The sequence below is a fragment of the Enterococcus sp. DIV1758 genome (assembly GCF_051711985.1).
GTDB lineage: Bacteria > Bacillota > Bacilli > Lactobacillales > Enterococcaceae > Enterococcus > Enterococcus faecalis.
In genome coordinates this window covers 1181918-1203750 of sequence record NZ_JBIOOA010000001.1, presented here as the reverse complement: position 1 = coordinate 1203750, position 21833 = coordinate 1181918, and the positions used below count along the sequence as shown (strand labels likewise).

General features: G+C 37.2%; 16 protein-coding genes and 1 riboswitch. Of the genes, 6 read left to right on the top strand and 10 right to left on the bottom strand.

Features of this window, described 5'->3' with window-relative positions:
* Nucleotides 1–2: 2 nt before the first annotated feature.
* The 6 genes from pdhA to IGJ52_RS05950 all read right to left on the bottom strand — a co-directional run bounded on the left by pdhA (nt 3) and on the right by IGJ52_RS05950 (nt 10585).
* Entirely contained in the window at nt 3–1118 is a 1116-nt protein-coding gene (pdhA, locus tag IGJ52_RS05975) for a pyruvate dehydrogenase (acetyl-transferring) E1 component subunit alpha (protein ID WP_002357768.1), read from the bottom strand.
* 597 nt (nt 1119–1715) lie between these two features.
* Nucleotides 1716–4328 carry a magnesium-translocating P-type ATPase gene (gene mgtA / locus IGJ52_RS05970; protein ID WP_002388982.1) on the bottom strand — a complete coding sequence of 871 codons (2613 nt, stop codon included), beginning with the start codon at nt 4326–4328 and terminating at the stop codon, nt 1716–1718.
* Between the two features lie 223 nt (nt 4329–4551).
* Nucleotides 4552–4719: riboswitch (M-box (ykoK) riboswitch) on the bottom strand.
* Nucleotides 4720–4800: 81 nt separating this feature from the next.
* Nucleotides 4801–5382 (bottom strand): TMEM175 family protein, encoded by a 582-nt coding sequence (locus IGJ52_RS05965; RefSeq protein WP_010715145.1) that lies wholly within the window; start codon nt 5380–5382, stop codon nt 4801–4803.
* A 168-nt stretch (nt 5383–5550) separates the two neighbouring features.
* Nucleotides 5551–7164, bottom strand: a complete 1614-nt coding sequence (locus IGJ52_RS05960) for a glycoside hydrolase family 13 protein (protein ID WP_438791968.1) — start codon at nt 7162–7164, stop codon at nt 5551–5553.
* Nucleotide 7165: 1 nt separating this feature from the next.
* Nucleotides 7166–8791 carry a glycoside hydrolase family 13 protein gene (locus tag IGJ52_RS05955; protein WP_438791967.1) on the bottom strand — a complete coding sequence of 542 codons (1626 nt, stop codon included), beginning with the start codon at nt 8789–8791 and terminating at the stop codon, nt 7166–7168.
* 27 nt (nt 8792–8818) lie between these two features.
* Nucleotides 8819–10585 carry a glycoside hydrolase family 13 protein gene (locus tag IGJ52_RS05950; protein WP_010816476.1) on the bottom strand — a complete coding sequence of 589 codons (1767 nt, stop codon included), beginning with the start codon at nt 10583–10585 and terminating at the stop codon, nt 8819–8821.
* A 259-nt stretch (nt 10586–10844) separates the two neighbouring features.
* Here IGJ52_RS05950 and IGJ52_RS05945 point away from each other — a divergent pair, with 259 nt between their 5' ends.
* From IGJ52_RS05945 to IGJ52_RS05935, 3 genes are all read left to right on the top strand, one after another.
* Nucleotides 10845–12095 carry an extracellular solute-binding protein gene (locus IGJ52_RS05945; RefSeq protein WP_002395113.1) on the top strand — a complete coding sequence of 417 codons (1251 nt, stop codon included), beginning with the start codon at nt 10845–10847 and terminating at the stop codon, nt 12093–12095.
* Nucleotides 12096–12180: 85 nt separating this feature from the next.
* Complete coding sequence (locus tag IGJ52_RS05940; protein WP_002357775.1) at nt 12181–13524, top strand: carbohydrate ABC transporter permease; 1344 nt, start codon at nt 12181–12183, stop codon at nt 13522–13524.
* Nucleotides 13525–13527: 3 nt separating this feature from the next.
* Nucleotides 13528–14391, top strand: a complete 864-nt coding sequence (locus tag IGJ52_RS05935) for a sugar ABC transporter permease (protein WP_438791966.1) — start codon at nt 13528–13530, stop codon at nt 14389–14391.
* A gap of 37 nt (nt 14392–14428) precedes the next feature.
* Here the strand turns inward: IGJ52_RS05935 and IGJ52_RS05930 are convergent, their stop codons facing one another.
* Nucleotides 14429–14938 carry a MarR family winged helix-turn-helix transcriptional regulator gene (locus IGJ52_RS05930; protein ID WP_002365578.1) on the bottom strand — a complete coding sequence of 170 codons (510 nt, stop codon included), beginning with the start codon at nt 14936–14938 and terminating at the stop codon, nt 14429–14431.
* A 124-nt stretch (nt 14939–15062) separates the two neighbouring features.
* Here IGJ52_RS05930 and IGJ52_RS05925 point away from each other — a divergent pair, with 124 nt between their 5' ends.
* The 3 genes from IGJ52_RS05925 (at nt 15063) to IGJ52_RS05915 (ending at nt 18680) form a co-directional block, all read left to right on the top strand.
* Entirely contained in the window at nt 15063–17402 is a 2340-nt protein-coding gene (locus IGJ52_RS05925) for an ABC transporter ATP-binding protein/permease (protein WP_010715140.1), read from the top strand.
* A gap of 119 nt (nt 17403–17521) precedes the next feature.
* Nucleotides 17522–18022: a PepSY domain-containing protein gene (locus tag IGJ52_RS05920; protein ID WP_219259509.1), complete on the top strand. Its 501-nt coding sequence runs from the start codon at nt 17522–17524 to the stop codon at nt 18020–18022.
* 196 nt (nt 18023–18218) lie between these two features.
* Nucleotides 18219–18680 carry a hypothetical protein gene (locus tag IGJ52_RS05915; protein ID WP_002419792.1) on the top strand — a complete coding sequence of 154 codons (462 nt, stop codon included), beginning with the start codon at nt 18219–18221 and terminating at the stop codon, nt 18678–18680.
* Nucleotides 18681–18721: 41 nt separating this feature from the next.
* Here the strand turns inward: IGJ52_RS05915 and trxB are convergent, their stop codons facing one another.
* The 3 genes from trxB to IGJ52_RS05900 all read right to left on the bottom strand — a co-directional run bounded on the left by trxB (nt 18722) and on the right by IGJ52_RS05900 (nt 21669).
* Nucleotides 18722–19636 (bottom strand): thioredoxin-disulfide reductase, encoded by a 915-nt coding sequence (gene trxB, locus IGJ52_RS05910; protein WP_002357780.1) that lies wholly within the window; start codon nt 19634–19636, stop codon nt 18722–18724.
* 168 nt (nt 19637–19804) lie between these two features.
* Nucleotides 19805–20236 carry a cupin domain-containing protein gene (locus IGJ52_RS05905; protein ID WP_002419793.1) on the bottom strand — a complete coding sequence of 144 codons (432 nt, stop codon included), beginning with the start codon at nt 20234–20236 and terminating at the stop codon, nt 19805–19807.
* 725 nt (nt 20237–20961) lie between these two features.
* On the bottom strand, nt 20962–21669 hold the full coding sequence (locus tag IGJ52_RS05900) for a GntR family transcriptional regulator (protein WP_002357800.1): 708 nt from the start codon (nt 21667–21669) through the stop codon (nt 20962–20964).
* Nucleotides 21670–21833: the final 164 nt, after the last annotated feature.

Genomic DNA, 21833 nt, shown 5'->3' with positions numbered 1-21833 from the left:
TTTTATTTCGACTCCTTCGCTTCATAAAATGCAATTTGTTCTTTAATTGTTTGAGGTTGAACTTCAAACATATTTTTCAAGAAATCAGAAACTTTTTGTTTTGGCGCTTTATCCGCTTCTGCAATCGCTACTTTGATTTCTTCTTTTGTTTTTTCAATAATTTCTTCTTCTTTTGCTTCAGACCATAAGCCTTTATCTGTTAGATATTTACGGAAACGAGTCAATGGATCTTTTTGTACCCATTCGTCATCCATTTCTTTTGAACGGTAACGTGTTGGATCGTCTCCAGATAAAGTATGTGGACCATAACGATAGGTTAATGTTTCAATTAAAACTGGACCGTTTCCTGCAGCTGACCAATCGCGTGCTTCTTTTGCAATTGCGTAAACTGCTAATGGATCCATACCATCAACTTGAATACCAGGAATTCCTGCTGCAACAGCTTTTTGAGCTAAAGTTTTAGCCGCTGTTTGTTTTTCACGAGGTGTAGAAATCGCAAAACCATTGTTTTGGATAATGAAGACACCGTTTGCTTGGTAAGCACCAGCAAAGTTAATTGCTTCATAGAAGTCCCCTTGTGAAGAACCGCCGTCACCAGTATAAGTGAAGACAACATTTTCTTTTCCACGTTTTTTCAATCCTAAAGCAACACCAGCTGCTTGGATGTATTGAGCACCAATGATAATTTGTGGTGGTAATGCATTTAAATCTTCCGCGTAGTAGTTCCCTGCTACGTGACCACGAGACCATAAGAAAGCTTCTCTTAATGGTAAACCATGTTGTACTAATTGAGGTACATCACGGTAACCTGGTAATAAGTAGTCTTCTTTTTCCATTGCAAATTGACTTGCCAATTGGCTTGCTTCTTGTCCAGCTGTTGGCGCGAAGAATCCTAAGCGTCCTTGACGGTTTAATGCAGTAGAACGTTGGTCTAACACACGAGACCAAACCATGCGTGTCATTAATTCAACTAATTCCTCATCCGATAAATCAGGTACTAAATCTTCATTCACAATTTTTCCATCTTGATCCAAGATTTGGAAAGTTGGGAAATCAGCGTCGACTTTAGCCATTAGCTCTTTAAAGTCAATAGGTTTTTGTTTCTTAGCCTTTGCCATTTTGTCACACAATCCTCTCTATTACGTTTCTTTAATTTCGATAAAAGTAAAACAGAGTGCGAAACTGTATTACTTTTTATCGACTACACTTAACAAATTATCACTAAATTCGAAAAAGCGCAAGAAAAAAACTCTAATTTCTTCATTTTTTCACAAAAGAGCAAAACCGCATGTTTTTGCGGTTTAGTGATAATCTTCACAAACAAGAAAACGGTTTCTGTTCCACACTTCTTCTGTACTATTTTCCCCCTAACTGTTATATTCTATTTTGAAAATATTATATAACAGTTCTATTAATTCGAGCCCCCCATCCCCGAGCTGGCTAGTAATCTGATTTCCGAACTTTGCTTTTTCATGAAAATTATCTTGAAAAAACCAAAAAATAAAAACCGTCAGCCGAGTAACCTACTCAGCATGCGGTTTTTTATTTTTTAGAGAACAAAGTTTTTTTCGTTAATTTTTATTTTTTTTGGCTCGTTTTTTTGCCAAATACTTTACCTTAGGTTTTATCACGAACATTCATTGCTTAAAATCACCAAATTTTCGCAAAACGAGTAATACAGCTTAGCAAATTCTTTTCTCTTTCAGTAGATTTTACTAAATCCATTCCTTGGTAATTTTAATATATAAACGTTTAGCTACTTCAACAGTTAACATGTACGCAATGATGATTCCAAAGAACCATGGCCAGTAGTTAGCCGGAAGTTTCACAAAGTCAAAAACCTCTCTTATGGGCGTTGCTACAATCAAGAAACCGAGTAAGATTGCACCTAAACTACTTAGCATCACAGGCATTGACGCACGACTTTGAATAAATGGTATTTTCCGCGTCCGGACCATATGAACAACTAACGTTTGACTAACAAGTCCCACCATAAACCAACCTGTTTGGAATAAATGTTGAGTGGCCAAACTATTGGCGCTAAACACAAACCACATGACAAGATACGTTAGAATATCGAAAATACTACTTACCGGGCCAATACATACCGTAAATTTCGCTAGTCCGTTCGTTTCCCACCGAACAGGGCTTAATAACTCTTCTTCATCAACATTATCCCAAGGAATTGTCAACTGAGCCACATCATAAATCAAATTTTGAATCAAGAGTTGTAAGGAAAGCATTGGTAGGAATGGTAAAAAGGCACTGGCTACTAAAATTGAAAAGACATTCCCAAAATTAGAACTGATAGTAATTTTAATATATTTCATCATATTGCTAAATACTTTTCGTCCTTCAATCACACCAGATTCCAGTACATTTAAGCTTTTTTCCAGTAAAATAATCGAGCTAGCATCTTTAGTAATATCAGCTGCAGTATCTACTGAAATACCCACATCAGCTTTTCGCAATGCTGGTGCATCGTTAATGCCATCCCCCATAAAACCAACCGTATGACCTTTCGCTTGTAGCAATTCAATAATTTTAGATTTTTGCATCGGATTTAATTTGGCAAATAAATTAGTTTCTTCTACTTGCGCCCGCAACTCTTCATCTGTCATTGCTTCAATTTGAGAACCTAATAACACATGGGAAACTTCAATGCCTACATCTTTACAGACTTTTTTGGCGACAATGTCATTATCGCCCGTTAGCACTTTCACGTTGACACCATGTTCATGTAAGGAGCGGATAGCGCTGACAGCTGACTCTTTTGCTGGATCAAGAAAACCCATAAACCCAATCAATGTCATCTCTTTTTCATCTTCAACTGAATAAACTGCTTCTTTATGGACATCTTTTTTTACAGCTACCGCTAACACACGCATCCCTTGTTTGTTCATTTGAACATTCACTCGGCGTAGTTCTTCTCGTACAGCAGTGCTTAATGGTACAATTTCGCCATTAATTTGCGCATGCGTGCACACTTCTTCCATTTCTTCCACGGCGCCTTTCGTAATCATCAATTGATGATCATCTGCATTTACGACAACCGTTAAGCGGCGTCTGGAAAAATCAAAAGGAATTTCATCAATTTTAGTGACATTTTTAAACGGCGTTTTCCATTGATGCTCTTCATAAAAATTAATAACGGCAATATCCATTAAATTTTTCCAACCTGTTTGATAAGAAGAATTTAAGTAGGCTAAATTTAGAACCTCGTCACTCAAATCACCTAATGGATTCAAATGTTGAACCAAAACTACACGATCTTCGGTAATCGTTCCAGTCTTATCTGTACAGAGCACATCCATACCACCTAAATTTTGGATAGCCGCTAATTCTTTAACAATGACTTTATGTTTCGATAAGGATAATGCACCCTTGGCTAAGTTACTCGTAACAATCATTGGCAACATTTCTGGTGTCAAACCAACTGCAACGGCAATCGCGAAGAAAAATGCTTCGCCCCAAGCACCTTTAGTTAAACCATTAATCAAGAAAACGATTGGAAACAAAATCATTACCATTCGTAATAAAAACTTACTGACTTTTGCTAAGCCCAAGTCAAAACTAGTTTTTCCTCGTTGCGTCGTAGCATTTTTAGCAATATCACCAAAAAATGTATGTTGCCCAGTTTTTAAAATAATCGCTTTTCCTTGTCCACTCAAGACATCTGTGCCCATAAACACTAGGTCTTGCATATCTAATGCAGAAACCTCTGTTTGTTGACGATCCACACCTGCATCCACAAATTTTTCGACAGGCATGGATTCGCCTGTTAGCGACGATTGATTAACGAATAAATCTTTGGTCCAAATCAACACGGCATCTGCAGGAATCATGTCTCCTGTAGCTAAAGTTACAATGTCTCCTGGAACAATTTCGTCCATTGGAATTTCTTTCGTAATCCCTTCCCGTGTCACTGCAGCGGTGTTTTCAATTAATTCTTTTAAATCCAAACTCGCTTTTTGCGAACGATATTCTTGTATAAAAGCAATCAAGACACTGGCTAAAATCATCACGCCCATCACGATAGCGGCTTCGAAATCTTTCGTTAAAGTTGAAACGACCATCAATAAGGCTAAGACATAGACAAATGGATCTTTGAATGCACTTAAAAATAAAATAATTGCTGGGGTTGGCTTTTGTGCAGAAACTTCGTTTGGTCCAAATTCCTCTAATCTTTTTTCGGCATCTTCATTCGAGAGTCCTTTTTCAGATGTCCGTAATTCCATCATTAATTCCCGTTCAGAAAGCAACGCCAATTTACGTAATTCTTGATCTTTGGTTGCTTTTCTCATATCCATTGTTTTTTTGTTCATCATTTTCTTTTCCTCCAAGGTTGTGGTCACCTGCCGAAAAGAGTACTAAAATCTTCTCCTTTCGTTGGTGACTGTATTTTGTTTCTCTGTTCACTTCCAGGGTCTTCCATGACAGTCATCCTTTCTTTTTCTTATTTATACTTCCAGTGAATAATTGCTTTTTTGCCAAACACACAAAAAAGGACCTACTCAACAATAGAGTACGTCCCAAAATACCATCTTTAAATAAGATTCTCTATCGTTGAGCTTTAGCACTATAGGGCGTAGATAACATGTATCAGCTACATTATGAATAACCTTCACGATTATTCCTGTTCAACCAACTAAGGGTCTCTCGATCCTTTCGCGGCAGCAGCATTTGTCCAAATAGGAGCCTCACCTAACAATTATTCAGTTTTTATCCACTTCTTATAATAGAGGAGTTTGACATTCTTGTCAAAAGATTTATGACTTTTTTGTTATAAATAAAAAATAACTACTTTAAAGTTTCCTTTATTTCTGCTTTTCGCTCAGGAATAAACCACATGACTAAAACAATCGTATCAATAATCAGGACAGCGATTGGCGCTACCATTTTACCCACAATCAACGCAATAATATTCAACACAATCGAAAGCGTTAATTTTGGATAGTGGCCAAACAAACGTTGTACTTCGGATTTGGGCCCATTTGCCTGAATCAATGCCCGCACCACTAGATAATAAGCAACATCAGCTCCTAATACTACTAAGCCATACAAAGCTTGTGGCGGCCAAGAAAACGGATGTTCACCTACCCAACCAGTAACAAACGGGAAAAACGTCAACGTCAAAATTAAAAAATTATTCATCCAAAGGACACGTCCATCAATTTTACGGACGCTTTGAAATAAATGATGATGATTGTTCCAATAAATCAATAAAGTAACAAAACTAATTAAATAAATAATGATTTTGTGTCCAGATTGGGTCAGAGCAGACCAATCTGCTTTTTCAGGAATTTTTAATTCTAAAATTAATAACGTTAAAATAATCGCAATGACTGCATCTGTAAATGCTTCTACACGTGTTTTCGGCATCATTTCTCCTACTTTCATAAAATTAAATAACTTACCCAAAGTAAGTATAACGCATTTCTGTAAAAATTCAATTATTTATGAAGTCTCTCGGTTGTTGAAGTTCCTAAAAACGAGTGCAAGAGTCCTACTTAAAAGTAAGCCTCTTACACTCGTTATAGAACAAATCAGTTATTGGAAGATTCCTGCCTGATAAGGTGCTAACTGCATTCGTTTCTCCACTGTAAAATCTTGATTCCCTAACAATTGTTGCCACTTTCTGCCTAGTAATTTATTTGGCAAGTCAAATTGGCATTTTTCTCCACTTAAATTGACAATCACTAACGCTGTTGCCTCAGTTGTTTTTCTTAAAAAAGCAAAAACAGACGGATGATTGGGCGCTAATAGTTCAAACTGTCCATCTGTAAAGACTGAATTTTCTTTCCGCAGCGCAATTAACTTTTTATAATAATTCAACACGGATTGTGCATCCGTTTCTTGGTCAGCCACATTTATTTCTTTGAAATTGGGATGAATTGCTAACCACGGATGCCCCGAGGTGAATGAACTTGCCTCTTGACTCGTCCACTGCATAGGCGTACGCGAATGGTCCCGCGTCCAATGCGCCACTTCTTTTAATGCTTGTTTCGCATCGTAGCCACTTTCTATAAGCAAACGATAATGGTTATGAGAATCTTTAGCATCTAACTCGTCAATCTGTTGAAACGGATAATTAACCATGCCGATTTCCTGTCCTTGATAAATAAACGGCGTTCCTCGCAAGAGCAAGGCGATTGTTCCAATCGCCTTAGCAGAATGAGAGGTTTCATTGCCTAAAATTGAATTGATTCTGGGATTATCATGATTTTCTACATATAATGCATTCCAGCCTTCTGTCCCTAAATGCTTTTGCCAGCGAGCCATTACTTTTTTATAGCCTAAAATGTTTAACCGTTCTTCTCCTGGCTTTCCTTCTCGAACATTGTGCTCTAATTCAAAAATCATATTCAGATAGCCCGCATCATTGGTCCATTCCACCGCTTTTTTACTTGAAACGCCACTAGCTTCCCCCACTGTCATGATGTCATACTCAGCAAAAATAGCTTTCAAATCCAGCATATAGTCTTCAATGCCTTTTACATTCATAAATGGAGCCCATGGATTCGTGGTAATTTTAAAATCCCAAGGTTCTTTTTGGATATGACTAATCGCATCCAATCGGAAACCATCAATTCCCAAATCTAACCACCAGCGAATCATCGCATAAATCTCTTCACGAACTTTAGGATTTTTCCAGTTCAAATCAGGTTGCTCTTTTGCAAACACATGAAAATATGCTTGCTTTGTACCCTCGTCATACGTCCAAGTCGAGCCACCAAAAAAGCTTTGCCATTCATTCGGCATACGTTCTGGTGTCGCATCGGCCCATAAATAATACTCACGATACGGATTATCTAAACTTTTTTTTGCTTCAACAAACCACGGATGTTGATCACTGGTATGATTGACTACCAGATCAAGAATAATCTTCAAACCTAATTGATGCGCTTGATCCAAAAGTTCTTGAAAATCTTCCATCGTACCAAATTCTGGCTGAATCCCTTGATAATCCGCAATATCATAACCATTGTCAACGTTTGGCGAAGTGTAAATCGGATTTAACCATAAAAAATCGACCCCTAGTTCTTTTAAATACGGTAATTTCTCAATAATTCCCTGCAAATCACCAATGCCATCCCCGTTGCTATCTTTAAAACTCCGAGGATAAATTTGATAACCGACAGCATTTTTCCACCATTGTTCCATCTTATTGACTCACTTTCACAACAAATACTTGCCAAGGCGCTAACGAATAGTCTGCTAAAGCAGTGACATCTGTCGGCATATTTTCAATCATTACTTGTTCTACATGAACGTCTGCAGAAAATGGCTGAACTTTGTCAGAAAAGTTCGTTACAACAAGCCAGCGTTCCTCACCATAGGTACGATAAAAACTGATCACTTCGTCCACCGTTTCCAGCAATTCAAAGTTGCCCCAAACAATTAAAGGATGTTCTTTTCTCAAACGAATCATTTCTTGGTACGTATAGAATAGTGAATTTTTATCTGCCAAAGCAGCAGCGACGTTAATCGTTTGATAATTGGAATTAACATCAATCCAAGGTGTACCAGTCGTAAAGCCCGCATTTTTTTCAGCGGTCCACTGCATAGGCCGGCGTGCATTGTCGCGACCTTTAGTATTAATTTTCAGCAAAATTTCTTCTTTAGAATATCCTTTTTCTAGATACTCATGGTACATGTTAATCGTTTCGATGTCCCGCGCTTCACGAATATCTGTAATCGGCGTATTGGTCATACCAATTTCTTCCCCTTGATAAATATAAGGTGTGCCTTTCATCATGTGCAGTAAAATAGCGAATAACTTACTACTTTCCAACCAATGTTCCTGATCATTTCCCCAACGCGAAATCATTCTCGGTAAATCATGGTTATTCCAAAATAAAGAATTCCAGCCATCATTTCCTAATTCTGTTTGCCATTTTGCAAAAACCTGTTTCAACTTGGCAACTTCCATTGGCTGAAGGTCCCATTTTTCTTTACCTGGTTGTTGATCCAAGCTCATATGTTCAAACTGAAAAATCATAGATAATTCATGACGCTCTGGACTAGAGTACATTTTTGCAATTTCAGGTGTGGCCCCCCATGTTTCACCTACAGTTAACAGCTCTTTGCCTCCAAATGTCGCGGCGTTCATTTCTTGTAAATAACGATGTAAATGAGGTCCATTCGCGGTGATCTCTTCTCCTGGAATTTTACCCACTAAGTCAATTACATCTAAACGGAAACCGCCAATTCCTTTATCAATCCAAAAATTCATCATCTCGTAAACCGACTGACGCATTTGTTGGTTTTCCCAATTTAAATCTGGTTGTTTTTTACTAAACAAATGCAAATAGTATTGCCCACTCGCTTCATCAAACGTCCACGCCGAACCCGAAAAGGCAGATTTCAATCGGTTAGGCACACCGCCATCTGAAGCAGGATCAGCCCATACATAATAGTCTCGGTAGGGGTTCTCCTTGCTTTTTTTCGCTTCAATAAACCAACGATGTTCATCTGACGTATGGTTAACAACTAAATCCATAATAATTTCAATCTTTCGCTTTTTCGCTTCCTCAATTAGACGATCCATATCCGCCATCGTCCCAAACTCTGTCATAATCGCTTCATAATCAGAAATGTCATAACCATTGTCATCATTGGGTGATTGATAAACTGGTGATAACCAAATAGCCCCAATGCCTAACGTTTCCAAATAATCCAATTTTTCAATAATTCCTGGTAAATCTCCAATGCCATCTCCATTGCTATCCTTAAAACTGCGAGGATAAATCTGATAAACCACGACTTCTTGCCACCAATGTTTTTCCATTCTTCTTCACATTCCTTTGCTTAATTATTATGCTTGATATAAAAGAAAACCTTTTGGTAAAACCATTATCTGTTCTGAAGCAATTTCGATAGAAGAACTTAGCAAAACTTCTCGATCAGTTCTATCAACAAATTGTGTCTCTTGGCCAGTATTAAAAGTCCCATAGATCGTCTGTTCCTCCAAACAACAAGCGAGTCTAATCAACCCCGTTTCAAAAGAAGTTCCTGTCCAATCGATTGTTCCACCAGAAAAAACAGCCGCATACTTTTTGCGAAGGGCAATCAATGATTTTACAAATTCCTTCAAATCCAAATCTTGCTGATTTTCCTCCCAAACCATACAACGACGACAATCAGGATCCATATCACCTGTCATACCAATTTCATCACCATAGTAAAGACAAGGGACACCTGGTTGAATATACGTAAACGCTAATACTTGGCGCATCAACTCTTTATCCTCTTTCGTTTCATGCAATAAGCGTGGTGTATCGTGGGAATCTAAAACATTAAACTGCATTTGATTCGTTTGTTGGCGATAGAGCATTAACTGGTTGTTCATTTCAGAAAGCATCTTTTCCAAGGACAGTTCTTGCTTGACAAAGTAGCCCATAATCGCATCTGTGTATGCATAATTCATCACTGCATGAAATTCGTCTCCTTGGAGCCAGCTTTGCGACGAGTGCCAAATTTCTCCTAAAATATAAAAATCTTCTTTTGCGTCATCACATGTTTGCCGGAATTTTTTCCAGAACGCATGATCCACTTCGTTTGCCACATCTAAACGCCAGGCGTCAATATCATATTCCTCAATCCAATAACGAGCAATTTCTAAAAGATAGGCTTGCACTTCTGGATTTGCTGTATTTAATTTAGGCATATGCGGAGTGAATGCAAAAGTATCATAGGTAATGTTGCTTGCTTCTTCAAAATCAGCACTTTCTTCATAGCTAGCTGGAAACTCATTTACGTGGAACCAATCGGCATAAATTGAGTCCTGGCCATTTTTTAACACATCTTGCCATTGAGGCGAAGTGTCCCCCATATGGTTAAAAACGGCGTCCAACATAATCTTGATGCCCCGTCGATGACACTCTTCGACTAAACGCTTAAAGGTAGCGCCATCACCAAAAGCTGGGTCAATTTTTAAATAATCAATCGTATCATATTTGTGATTAGAAAACGCTTCAAAAATCGGGCAAAAATATAAGCCATTAACACCTAAATCTTCAATGTAATCAAGATGATCTAGCACCCCTTGCAAATCCCCACCAAAAAAATCTTGTCGATCTGGTCTTTTAGATCCCCACGGCAACGTCCCTTCAGGATCATTGGCGGGATCACCATTTGCAAAACGCTCTGGAAATATTTGATACCAAACCGTTTCTTTTACCCATTCAGGTGCTTTAAAACGATCGATTTCATGAAAATACGGCATCCGAAAATAATTATTCGCCATCGCTAAATACTTTTCTTCTAAAGGATAAATGCCGTGTTCGCCATAAAACGCCGTCAAGCCATCCGTCCCTACTAAAGTAAAAGCATATGAAAGGCGTTTAAATTTTGCACTTAATGCAATAAACCAGTAATCATATAACTCCGTAGATACTAACTTCTCCATGGTTAACGACTGTTGGTACCACTTTTCTTTTCCTAAAAGATAAGGATCTCCTTGCATTAATTGGACAGAGGCAATGTCGCCTTTTGCCGTACGCAAACGAATATGCATGGTTTCTTCTGTATAAAGATAAGCAAATTCACTTTCTGGACGATGGTAGATTGCAGCAGTGTTCATTTAATTCTCTCCTTTAATTGTCGCTTTTCGTGTATTTTCTAATACTCGAACACATTTTAGCGCAAACGATTGCATTTGTATACCCTTTTTTATTTTTTTATTTAAAATGCTTAATTAGTGGTATACACCACTTTAAATAAACAGCATGTTATTTATAACAAAAAAACTTTTTTAACTTTCTCGATGAAAAACACTTGATTATTTCCGCAATCGGTTGCATAATAAGACTTGTAAAAAATAATTTTTGGAGGGTTCAAAAATGAAAGCGAATTGGAAAAAGATTTTAATGGGCGGTATCCTTTTAAGTGCTTCCGCGGTTTTACTTACTGCCTGTGGTGGTGCAGAAAAAACGAAAGCTGAAAATGAAAGCGGTTCAGCAAATAAAGCAGCTGGTGACGTAAAATTATGGGTTGATACTGAATATATGGGCGTCTTTAAAAAAGTTGTCGCCGATTTTGAAAAAGAAAACCCCGATATTAAAGTTAACTTAACTGCTGGAAATTCGGCAGATGCTAAAAAAGACATTGCAAAAGATCCTAAAGCTGCCGCAGATGTTTTCATGATGCCACATGATCAAATTGGTCAAATGGCAGAAGCTGGTCTGATTTACCCTAACACAAAATATGAAAAAGAAGTCAAAGAAAACAATATCGACTCAGCAGTTGCAGGGGTCACTTGGAAAGACAAAGTCTATGCCTACCCTTATGCCGTAGAGTCACAAGTTCTTTATTATAACAAAGATACGTATTCTCCAGAGGAAATCAAAACTTGGAAGTCTTTAACTGAAAAAGGCAAAATCGGTACCAATTTTGGCGAAGATGGCGCAAATTATATCTTCGGTCCTCTATTTATGAGTAACGGCGATTACTTATATGGTGAAAATGGCGAAGATCCAAAAGGTACCAACTTTAATAACCAACAAGGTATAGAAGTATTACAATGGATTGCCGATCAAAAAAATAATCCTGGTGTGATCCAATCAAATACAGAAGCATTGTCTAATCTAGGTTCTGGCAAAACGGATGCCTTCCTTTCTGGTCCTTGGTCTAAAAACGATGTAGAAAAAGCTCTTGGCGACAAAATGGGGGCTGCTGCCTATCCAACCATTGATTTTGGCAATGGAGAAAAACAAATGAAAGCTTTCTTGGGCGTTCGTAGTTTTGCTGTCAACCAACAAACACAAGCACCATTGGCCGCAATGACATTAGCAAACTATTTAACAAGTGAAAAATCACAAATGACTTACTTCAAAGAAATCGGTTTTGTCCCTTCAAACAAAAAATTACAAACAAACGAAGAAATCACACAAGATACTGTTGCAAAAGCTATCTTAGAAATGGCGCAACCAACTCACTCTGTGGTAATGCCAAAAATCCCAGAAATCGTTTCATTCTGGCCTGCGATGGATGCAGTGATCAATGATACGTACAAAGGCAATATCAAACCTGCGGATTATCAAGCAAAATTAGATAAATTAGTCCAAGACACATCAAAAGAAGCAAAAGAATAAAAAGAGTAAAGAAATGGGACGAGCTTCAATCTGCTGTCCCATTTCCTCTATCTTTTTTATTTAAGTAGAAAGTGAGTGAACGAAGATGTTCAAGAAAAAGAAAGCCCAGACGTCATTTCGAGAGGTCTTTAAAAAAGGCGACTTCGCTACAAAACTATCTTTTTTAGTTATGGGTGCTGCAAACTTCGCCAACAAGCAGTGGTTAAAGGGAATCATCTTTTTAACAGCTGAAATTGGCTTTATCTATTGGTTAATCCGTAATGGTTTCCACGCATTAATGATGCTAGGAACCCTAGGGACCCAACAGCAAGGATTAGTATATGATGATTCTTTAGGGATTGAAGTTCTAAAAGAAGGCGATAATTCAATGCTCTTATTATTATTCGGAATTGCAGCAATTTTAGTCTGTTTATCGCTAATCATTTTATATGTAATCAATTTAAAAAGCGCCCGTCACCTATATGAATTAAAGACAGCCGGCAAAAAAATTCCAACAACTATGGATGATTTACGTAGCTTGTTAAACGAACGTTTCCATGCAACTTTAATGACGATTCCCTTACTAGGCGTTCTTTTCTTTACCATCTTGCCGTTGTTATATATGATTTCCATTGCCTTTACCAACTACGACCATAACCATTTGCCACCGAAAAACCTTTTTACTTGGGTTGGATTGGCAAATTTAGGTAATGTAATCACAGGCGATATGGCTTCAACGTTCTTTCCAGTACTTGGCTGGACCTTGATTTGGGCTGTTTTTGCAACCGCAACTTGTTTCTTTTTTGGAATCATTTTAGCCTTGCTTATCAATACAAAAGGCTTAAAATATAAAGCGTTTTGGCGGACTATTTTTGTCATCACGATGGCCGTACCTCCGTTTGTTTCACTTTTAATTATGCGAAACCTCTTAAATGGTTCCGGACCTATCAACGCTCTGTTGTTAAACTGGGGCTTAATCGATTCTTCTATCCCCTTCTTAACAGATCCGAATTGGGCAAAATTAACCATTATTGTTGTCAATATGTGGATTGGTATTCCTGCTACGATGTTAATCTCTACAGGGATTATCCAAAATCTCCCTGAAGATCAAATCGAAGCTGCTAGAATTGACGGCGCCAATAAATGGCAAATTTTTAAAAGTATTACGTTTCCACAAATTCTATTTGTGATGACCCCGGCGCTGATTCAACAGTTTATTGGCAACATCAATAACTTCAATGTCATTTATCTATTAACAGGTGGTGGGCCAGCCAATTCTAACTTCTACGGTGCAGGCTCAACTGACCTTTTAGTTACCTGGTTATACAAATTGACTGTCGATACAATGGATTACAATTTAGCCTCTGTGATTGGTATTTTAATCTTCATTCTCTCCGCAGTCTTCAGTTTAATTGCCTATACACGGACGAATTCATTTAAGGAGGCGTAACTTATGGCTAAAGCAAAAAATTACCAGAAAAAACAACGTACTGCACTTACCAGCGTTTACATCATTTTAACCATTTTAGCAGTTTTTTGGATGTTCCCTATTGTGTGGATTATCTTAACAAGTTTTCGTGGCGAAGGCGGTGCATTTGTTCCCTATATCATTCCCAAAACATTCACTTTAGAAAACTATAAAGTATTATTAACAAATCAGACTGGCAACTTCCCCTTTGTCCGTTGGTTTTTGAACACCTTGTTCGTTTCCATCGCAAGCTGTCTGTTATCAACTTTTATTACAATCGCAATGGCTTATGCGCTGTCACGGTTGCGTTTCCGCTTAAGAAAACCATTTTTAAAAGTGGCGCTCGTTTTAAATATGTTCCCTGGTTTTATGAGTATGATTGCCGTTTACTATATTTTAAAAGCCTTAAATTTAACTGAAAGTTTATTCGCTTTAATTCTGGTTTACTCTGCAGGCTCGGCGCTAGGTTTTTACATCGCCAAAGGGTTCTTCGATACCATTCCGATGGCTTTAGACGAATCGGCTATGATTGACGGTGCCAACAAGTGGCAAATTTTCACAAAAATTACGTTGCCATTATCGAAACCAATTATTGTCTATACTTCTTTAACCGCCTTCATGGGTCCTTGGATGGATTTTATTTTCGCAAAAGTTATTATGGGTGATAAAGTTGAAAATTACACCGTTGCGATTGGTCTCTTTTCGATGATGACCAAATCAACAGCTAATTCACTATTCATGGCTTTTACAGCTGGATGTGTGCTAATTGCCATTCCAATTACTATTTTATTTATATTAATGCAACGTTTCTATGTAGAAGGCGTGACTTCTGGCTCTGTCAAAGGCTAGAAAAAACATCGTTTGGTTTATAGCCAAACGATGTTTTTTATTTTTTGGCGTTGTTTTCCTTACACGTTTTTCTTCGTAGCGCTTGATAATTGGACAAAATTTTCATGACCGCCAAAAAGTGTTGATTGACTTCTTGATAATCCTCTAACGAAAGAACACTAAGTGTTTCAGATAGTTGCTGTTTTACTTGATTTTCTTTTTGCTTAAAGAGCTTCTCGCCTTCTTTTGTCGTATAAACATTAACCACGCGGCGATTTTCCTGATTATGGCGACGTTGAACAATCGCTCGTTCTTCTAACCCCGCAATAGAGCGACTCACTTGAACTTTCGACGTTCCTACTTGGTTGGCTAACTCCGTCATACTAATTCCTTCATTCGTTGCCACAATTAATAAAATTAACATGTCTAACTTGGTTAATTTTAGATCCTCCAAGTCTAGGTCTTTAAAAAGCAATTGGCTCATATATGAAAAAATTTCAGTAAAGACACTAATATCTAAATTTGATGAATGCTTCTCTTTATCCATATGTTCTCCCTCGTTTCCCACCTAGTGTATACTAAATTCACTTGATTATCAAATGGTAATGATTGATTTTTGTTAACTATTATGTTACGTTATACACTAACTTAAGGTTGTGTTGTTGATAAATTGGAAGAAGGATGCGAAAAATATGCTAGAACTCAAAGAGATAAAAAAATATTATACTGTCGGCGGAACGACCACTAAAGCTTTAGATGGCGTCTCTGTCGCTTTTCGAAAACAAGAATTTGTAGCCATTCTGGGTCCCAGCGGCTCTGGTAAAACGACGATGTTGAATGTGATTGGCGGATTGGACAATTACGATTCTGGTGACTTAATCATTAACGGCAAATCAACAAAAAATTTTAAAGAAGCCGACTGGGATGCTTATCGGAATAACTCAATTGGTTTTATTTTTCAAAGTTACAACTTAATTAGTCATCAAGGGATTTTGGATAATGTCGAGCTTGGTATGACACTAAGTGGTATTTCAAAAGCAGAAAGACGCCAAAAAGCCGAAGATGCACTCATCCGTGTCGGTTTGAAGGACCATATCCATAAAAAACCTTCCCAATTATCTGGCGGTCAAATGCAACGGGTTGCCATTGCTCGTGCTTTAGCTAATGATCCCGATATTTTACTTTGTGATGAACCAACTGGTGCATTGGATTCAGAAACCAGTCTGCAAATTATGGCACTTATCCAAGAACTTTCGAAAGAAAAATTAGTCATTATGGTGACCCACAATCCTGAATTAGCTCATGAATACGCTGATCGAATTATTGAATTTTCAGATGGCCAAATTCGGCATGACTCGCGTCCTCATATTGAACATGAAAAAAAAGAACCTTTCGAATTAAAACGCACCAAAATGAAATTCACGACTGCGCTGCGTTTATCTTTTAATAATATCCGCACTAAAAAAGGGCGAACTTTTTTAACCGCCTTTGCTTCAAGTATCGGAATTATCAGTATCGCGATTGTCCTTTCTCTTTCAACAGGATTCCAAAAACAAATTGATAAAACTCAGTCGGAAACGTTAGCGCAATTTCCGATTACCATTTCTAAAATAGCGACCGATCAAGATCCAGAAAGTTTCAATAATCAGGACAAAAAAGGCACCTTCCCGAAAGAAAAAGAAGTGACTGCTAAAATTAGCGATGCGGACCGTGCGCAACACACGAATTTAATTGATCAAAAGTTTATTGACTATGTCAATCACATTGATCCTGAATTAAGTAATAATATCGGCTATACTCGTCTAGTCAATATGAACTTATTAAGAGAAATCAACGGGAAAGCACAAACTGTCAAATTTTCAAACGATGCACCCGACGGCCAATCAAACGCGATGGCTTCTATGATGGCTGCCCAAACTGGCGTCGGCGTTTCTGCTTTTCCTAAACAACTAGAAAATGGAAAAAACAATTTCTTAAAAGACAATTACTCGTTGCTTGAGGGAAATTATCCAGAAAAAGAAACCGATGTCGTTTTAATCGTCGATAGTAACAATACCACCAATATTAATGCTTTAAAAAATCTTGGCTTTGACGTGAAAGATAATCAAAAGATTGCCTTTTCAGACATTGTTGGCACAAAAATGAAATTAGCCAATAATAATGCATTTTACACCAAATTACCGACAGGCAACTTCATTCCTAACCAAGATTTGCAAGCTGTTTACGATAACCCAGAAAATACTGAATTAACAATTTCAGGGATTTTGCGAATTAAAGATTCTTCAACAATGAATCTATTAGCACCTGGAATTGCTTATAGCGATGCACTTTCAACTAATATGATTGCCAAAAACAAAACCTCTGACATTGTTAAAGCGCAAGAAGCCAGCAATACTAACGTTATGACTAACGAAACATTAGATGCTTCCGCGAAAGAAAACCTGTTGTCTTATTTAGGAGCGAATGAAATTCCTTCAAGTATTATGATTTATCCAAACGATTTCAAATCAAAAGATAAAATTCTTGATTATTTAGATGCTTATAACAAAGGAAAAGATAAAAAAGACCAAATCATCTATTCTGATTTAGCTGGAACAATGACCCGCTTAACAGGTGGTTTAATGGATGCCATCACCTATGTGCTGATTGCATTTGCTGGGATTTCCCTTGTTACAAGTATGATTATGATTGGAATCATCACCTATACTTCTGTCATTGAGCGAACCAAAGAAATCGGTATCCTGAAAGCGTTAGGAGCTCGTAAAAAAGATATTACCCGGGTGTTTGATGCCGAAACTGCTATTTTAGGTGTTGCCTCTGGCATTCTTGGTGTTGTGATTGCTTTTCTCGCAACATTTCCGATTAACGCAGTACTCTATAACCTGACTGATTTAGAAAATGTTGCCACCTTAAATCCAATTCACGGTATTATTTTGATTGTAATTAGCACAATCTTAACCATGATTGGTGGCCACATTCCTGCCCGAATGGCAGCGAAAAAAGATGCGGCAGTTGCTTTACGTGCAGAATAAATAACAAAAAAACAATCCTTTAATTTCTCTTAAAGGATTGTTTTTTATTTGTATTTCTTATAAAACCTCCGTATACTAAGTGATTGTGAATACTTAATAAAAGGAAACGAGGTAATTTCATGTTAAAAAAACCATTTTTACTATTTTTTTCACTTTTAGGAGCTATTTTTATTTTAGCTAGTTGTGGCGTAGGAAAAGATGCCGTCACGGATACAAAGTACAAAGTTAGTTTGCAGCAAGCTGCTGAAATCTACGAAAAAGAAGCCGGCAACAGTAAACCATTAGTAAATGTCCAATTTGATACAAAACCAGAAAGTGACTACAGCTATATCTTTACCAACGATACAGAAACACTCTACGTGAATCCTGAAACAGGAAAAGTCACCAAAAATACTGAAGCAAATCAACTTGGCGAAAACGAGACAGCCTTTTCAGCTGCTGAAGTCAAAGAATTAGGCGCTGTTAACGACGTCTTATCCAAAGCAAAAAAAGAAGTTGGAGGACTTTCTCCACGTATTTTGACTTGGAAGTTAACCAAAAATAACAACAAACTTGTTTATACAGTAGATGTTAAAACGACTACGGCAGATGAAAAAGTTACTTTAGATGCCAATAAATAAGTACAAGCGTATAACTTATCACTAAATAACCAAATCTTAAAATACTCTTCGGGACAGAACCTACGCTTTCGGAAAGCTTAACATTTTCTGAAGCCGATCGTTCTGTCCTAATTTCATTCTTTTAAGCAATAATAATTGTTCGTTACCCCTGCTACCGTTATACTTAGTTTAAAAGAAAAGATGGGAGTATCAATTCATGGTTTATACAGTTGATTTTAAAGAAGTAGCCACTCTTGGTTTAGAAAGTTCACCAGTGGCACCTGTTCTTGCTGGACTAAGAGCGAATGAAGCTCGCTATTTTTGGAATAAATACAAACATCGCTTTACAACCGTCCCTGCCTCTGAAGCTCCAGAAACATTGGCCTGGATTGAAAAAATTTTATTAGAACGAGAATTACATTTCCCTTACAAGCCACTTGAAATTTCTTCTTTCACTTTAGATGGCATAAAAATGGCCTATGTATTTTATGAAAACGGCTTAGCAGTTAACGTGATGTACACATTAGCTGATGAAGGCAAACGCGCCGTTGGGTTTAAACTTTCAGACGGTATGGCAATTCCTGCAGAATTTGAAGGAAAATTCAAATTTGCTCGTCAAAAATCAAAATTAGCTGGAACCATTCGCGGCTCTTATTTTGGCATTAAAGGAACCTATTAAAAAATGCTTTTGCCTTTAATAATAAAGGCAAAAGCATTTTTTTATTTTAATTCTTCAATGTAGTTAAATACTTGTTGTCCAGCAATACCGCCTTCACCGACCGCTGTAGTGATTTGACGCAATGTTTTTTCACGGACATCACCAATGGCATAAACACCAGGAATTTTTGTTCTCATTTCTTGGTCTGTTTCAATCCAACCAGCCTCATTCGTAATACCAGCTTTCTTAAATGGTTCTGTTAATGGATCTAGCCCCACGTAAATGAACACGCCGTTTGCTTCAATTTCAGAAACTTCATCTGTTTTGACATTCCGGGCTTTCACACCTGTCACAACCATTTCATTGCCAACAATTTCTTCGACAACTGTATCCCAAACAAAGGAAATCTTTTCATTTGCAAAGGCACGATCTTGAATGATTTTTTGCGCACGCAATTCATCACGACGGTGAACAATCACTACTTCAGAAGCAAATTGCGTTAAATAGATTGCTTCTTCAACTGCAGAATCGCCGCCGCCAACGACTACTAAGCGTTTATTTTTAAAGAAAGCACCGTCACAAACGGCACAATAAGAAACACCACGGCCAGCAAATTCTTCTTCGCCTTTTACACCCAATTTTCGGTGTTCACAGCCTGTTGCAATAATTACCGCTTTAGCTTCATAAGATTTGTCATCACAAATCACTTCTTTATAAGATCCGTGGTCTTCAATGCCCATCACAATGCCATACGCATTTTCCGTACCAAATTTCTCTACATTTTCATACATTTTATAGGCCAATTCTGGACCCATAATAGAATCAAAGCCTGGGTAATTCTCTACCTCAGCAGTGTTGTTCATTTGCCCACCAGGCGCACCGCGTTCAATCATCAATACAGAAAGATTGGACCGTGATGCATAAAGTGCTGCCGTCATCCCAGCAGGACCGGCACCAATGATAATTACATCATACATTTTATTTCCCCCAAAATTTTAAGTAAGTTTACTTTACTCCTTAAACAATTTCTTGTCTACTTTTCTGCCCTTTTTTGACATTCGGAGTAGGTGTGTCTATTACGTAAGTTATTGTACCACGGTTTTGTGTTTTCTAGGAGGGGGAAAAGAAAAGTTTAAAAATAACGATCACAATGAATCATTTATTTTTAGAAGCCGTTGTACTGCCGCATCAGAGAATTCTTCTTTATCATTTTTTATGCATTCTTGTTGATTTTGCCCTTGTGGAACAAAACGAAATACTGTAAATGATGCAGATAACGTATCAGGATTACTAATCCGATGAAGACTATTATGCATCCGAATAAGTTCTCCTCCTGCACAAATTCTTGAAATAATTTGCTGATTTTCTAGCTCTTCTATTTTCACTTTTCCCGACTGCACAAGTAAAACTTCTTCGATTTCGTGATGCCTATGCCAACCTTGCACAGTTTTTCCTGGCAAGCTATTTATATGTATTTCAAACTCTGGAAATAGAAAATAATTTACTTCTGTTCCATCTGGCTTTTTACGAAAGATGGCCTCGTCTCTTGTTAAAATTTCTATATATTTCTGTAACATGGCAGGCTCCTTTTAACTTTTTTTATAGCCGAAAGCTATTCTTTCAAACTAAGTTTGAAGCTACTTTCTGAAAATTCAAGTTCCTTTAAATATACTTTTGTTACCGTTTGAAAATCACTTTTTTAAACAATTGACTGTTCAGTATCAATATCCACTAATCCATCTGTTCATCAGAAACACTTCTACTCTTCTCAAGTACCGCTATGGTATACATTAACCTTACTACTAGCATTATAGCATCAAGTTTTAATCATATGTAGATTTAAAAAAATTGATAGCACTCTAACTGATGCTTTCGCTGTTCATTTAATTTACATGATTATTTTTTAGATGCTAATTAAATGTTTGTCAGTAAGCTGAATTTTTGATATTTTTATCCAGATTACTTATGTCGGCTTATCAATTAAAAAAAAGAATATAAAAAATGGACAAGAACGAACTACAGCCAAAAAAAGAATAAATCAAATAAACTAGCAGCTATTATAAGTTTATTTTTTAACAATATTTATAGCGGGACAAACCATCTCACTTTTCTGGTATTCAGACTTGCTACTCTATTCAATATTTATTTGAATTGAGATGCTTTCACTAATTTTAATTTGAATTCTACCTTATAAGTTCATAAAAATAACCTCCAAAAATTGTATTTTTCAGATACAACTTTTGGGGGTTAAAATATCTTACCTCAGCCTATTCCTCGGCATTTTTCCATACTTATCATTTCTCTACTTCTCTAAATAAAACTCAAATCGACTTCCTGCATACTGCGTACGAACATATTCAAAAGGTAGTCCGTTTTCAAAATAGGATACTTGGCGCACACGCAGAATCGCATCGCCTCGTTTAATCTCTAAATATTCTGCGATCTGTTCCGATGCTTGAACAGCAGAGATTGTTTGGTTAGAATGGCCAATTTTGTGGCCAGATTTGGCTTCAAGTGTTTTATAAAAAGAGTTCGTGATTTCAGATTTGCCATATTGCGAGACCAATGAATAAGGAATGCTCGCCACCTCAAAACAAATCGGAATGTCATCCGCAAAACGAATTCTTTCCATTCGTAAAATTGAATCTTCTGGACCTAGTTGTAATTTTTCCATCTCACTAGAACTAGGTTTCGCTACAAAATAAGACACCGTCCGACTAGAAGGAACGCGATTTTGAGACAAGGTAATTTCTGTAAAACTAGTGGTACCTGTCATTGTTTCTTGAACTTTCTTACGTGCTACATACGTTCCTGAACCAATTTTTCGTTCTAAAATCCCTTCGTCTGCTAAAGTCTGAATGGCTTGGCGTAAGGTCATTCGACTAACATCAAATTTCAAGGCTAATTCTCGCTCAGAGGGCAAACGATCCCCGATACTCCAGACACCTTTTTCAATATCTTCTTTGATTTTATCGTGAATTTGAATATAAATTGGTATATTTTGAACCATTTACGCTTCCTCCTCTTCGTTCATCTCCTCTTCTATTATAACTGGTATAGACCGTATAAACAACCAAAAAATGATAAATAAAAGAGGAATTGGAATTTTTATCAAAGTTGGTCTAGTTGCATGCTTTCTTTTTATAACAAAAACATTTGGCTTAGTCAGTAAAA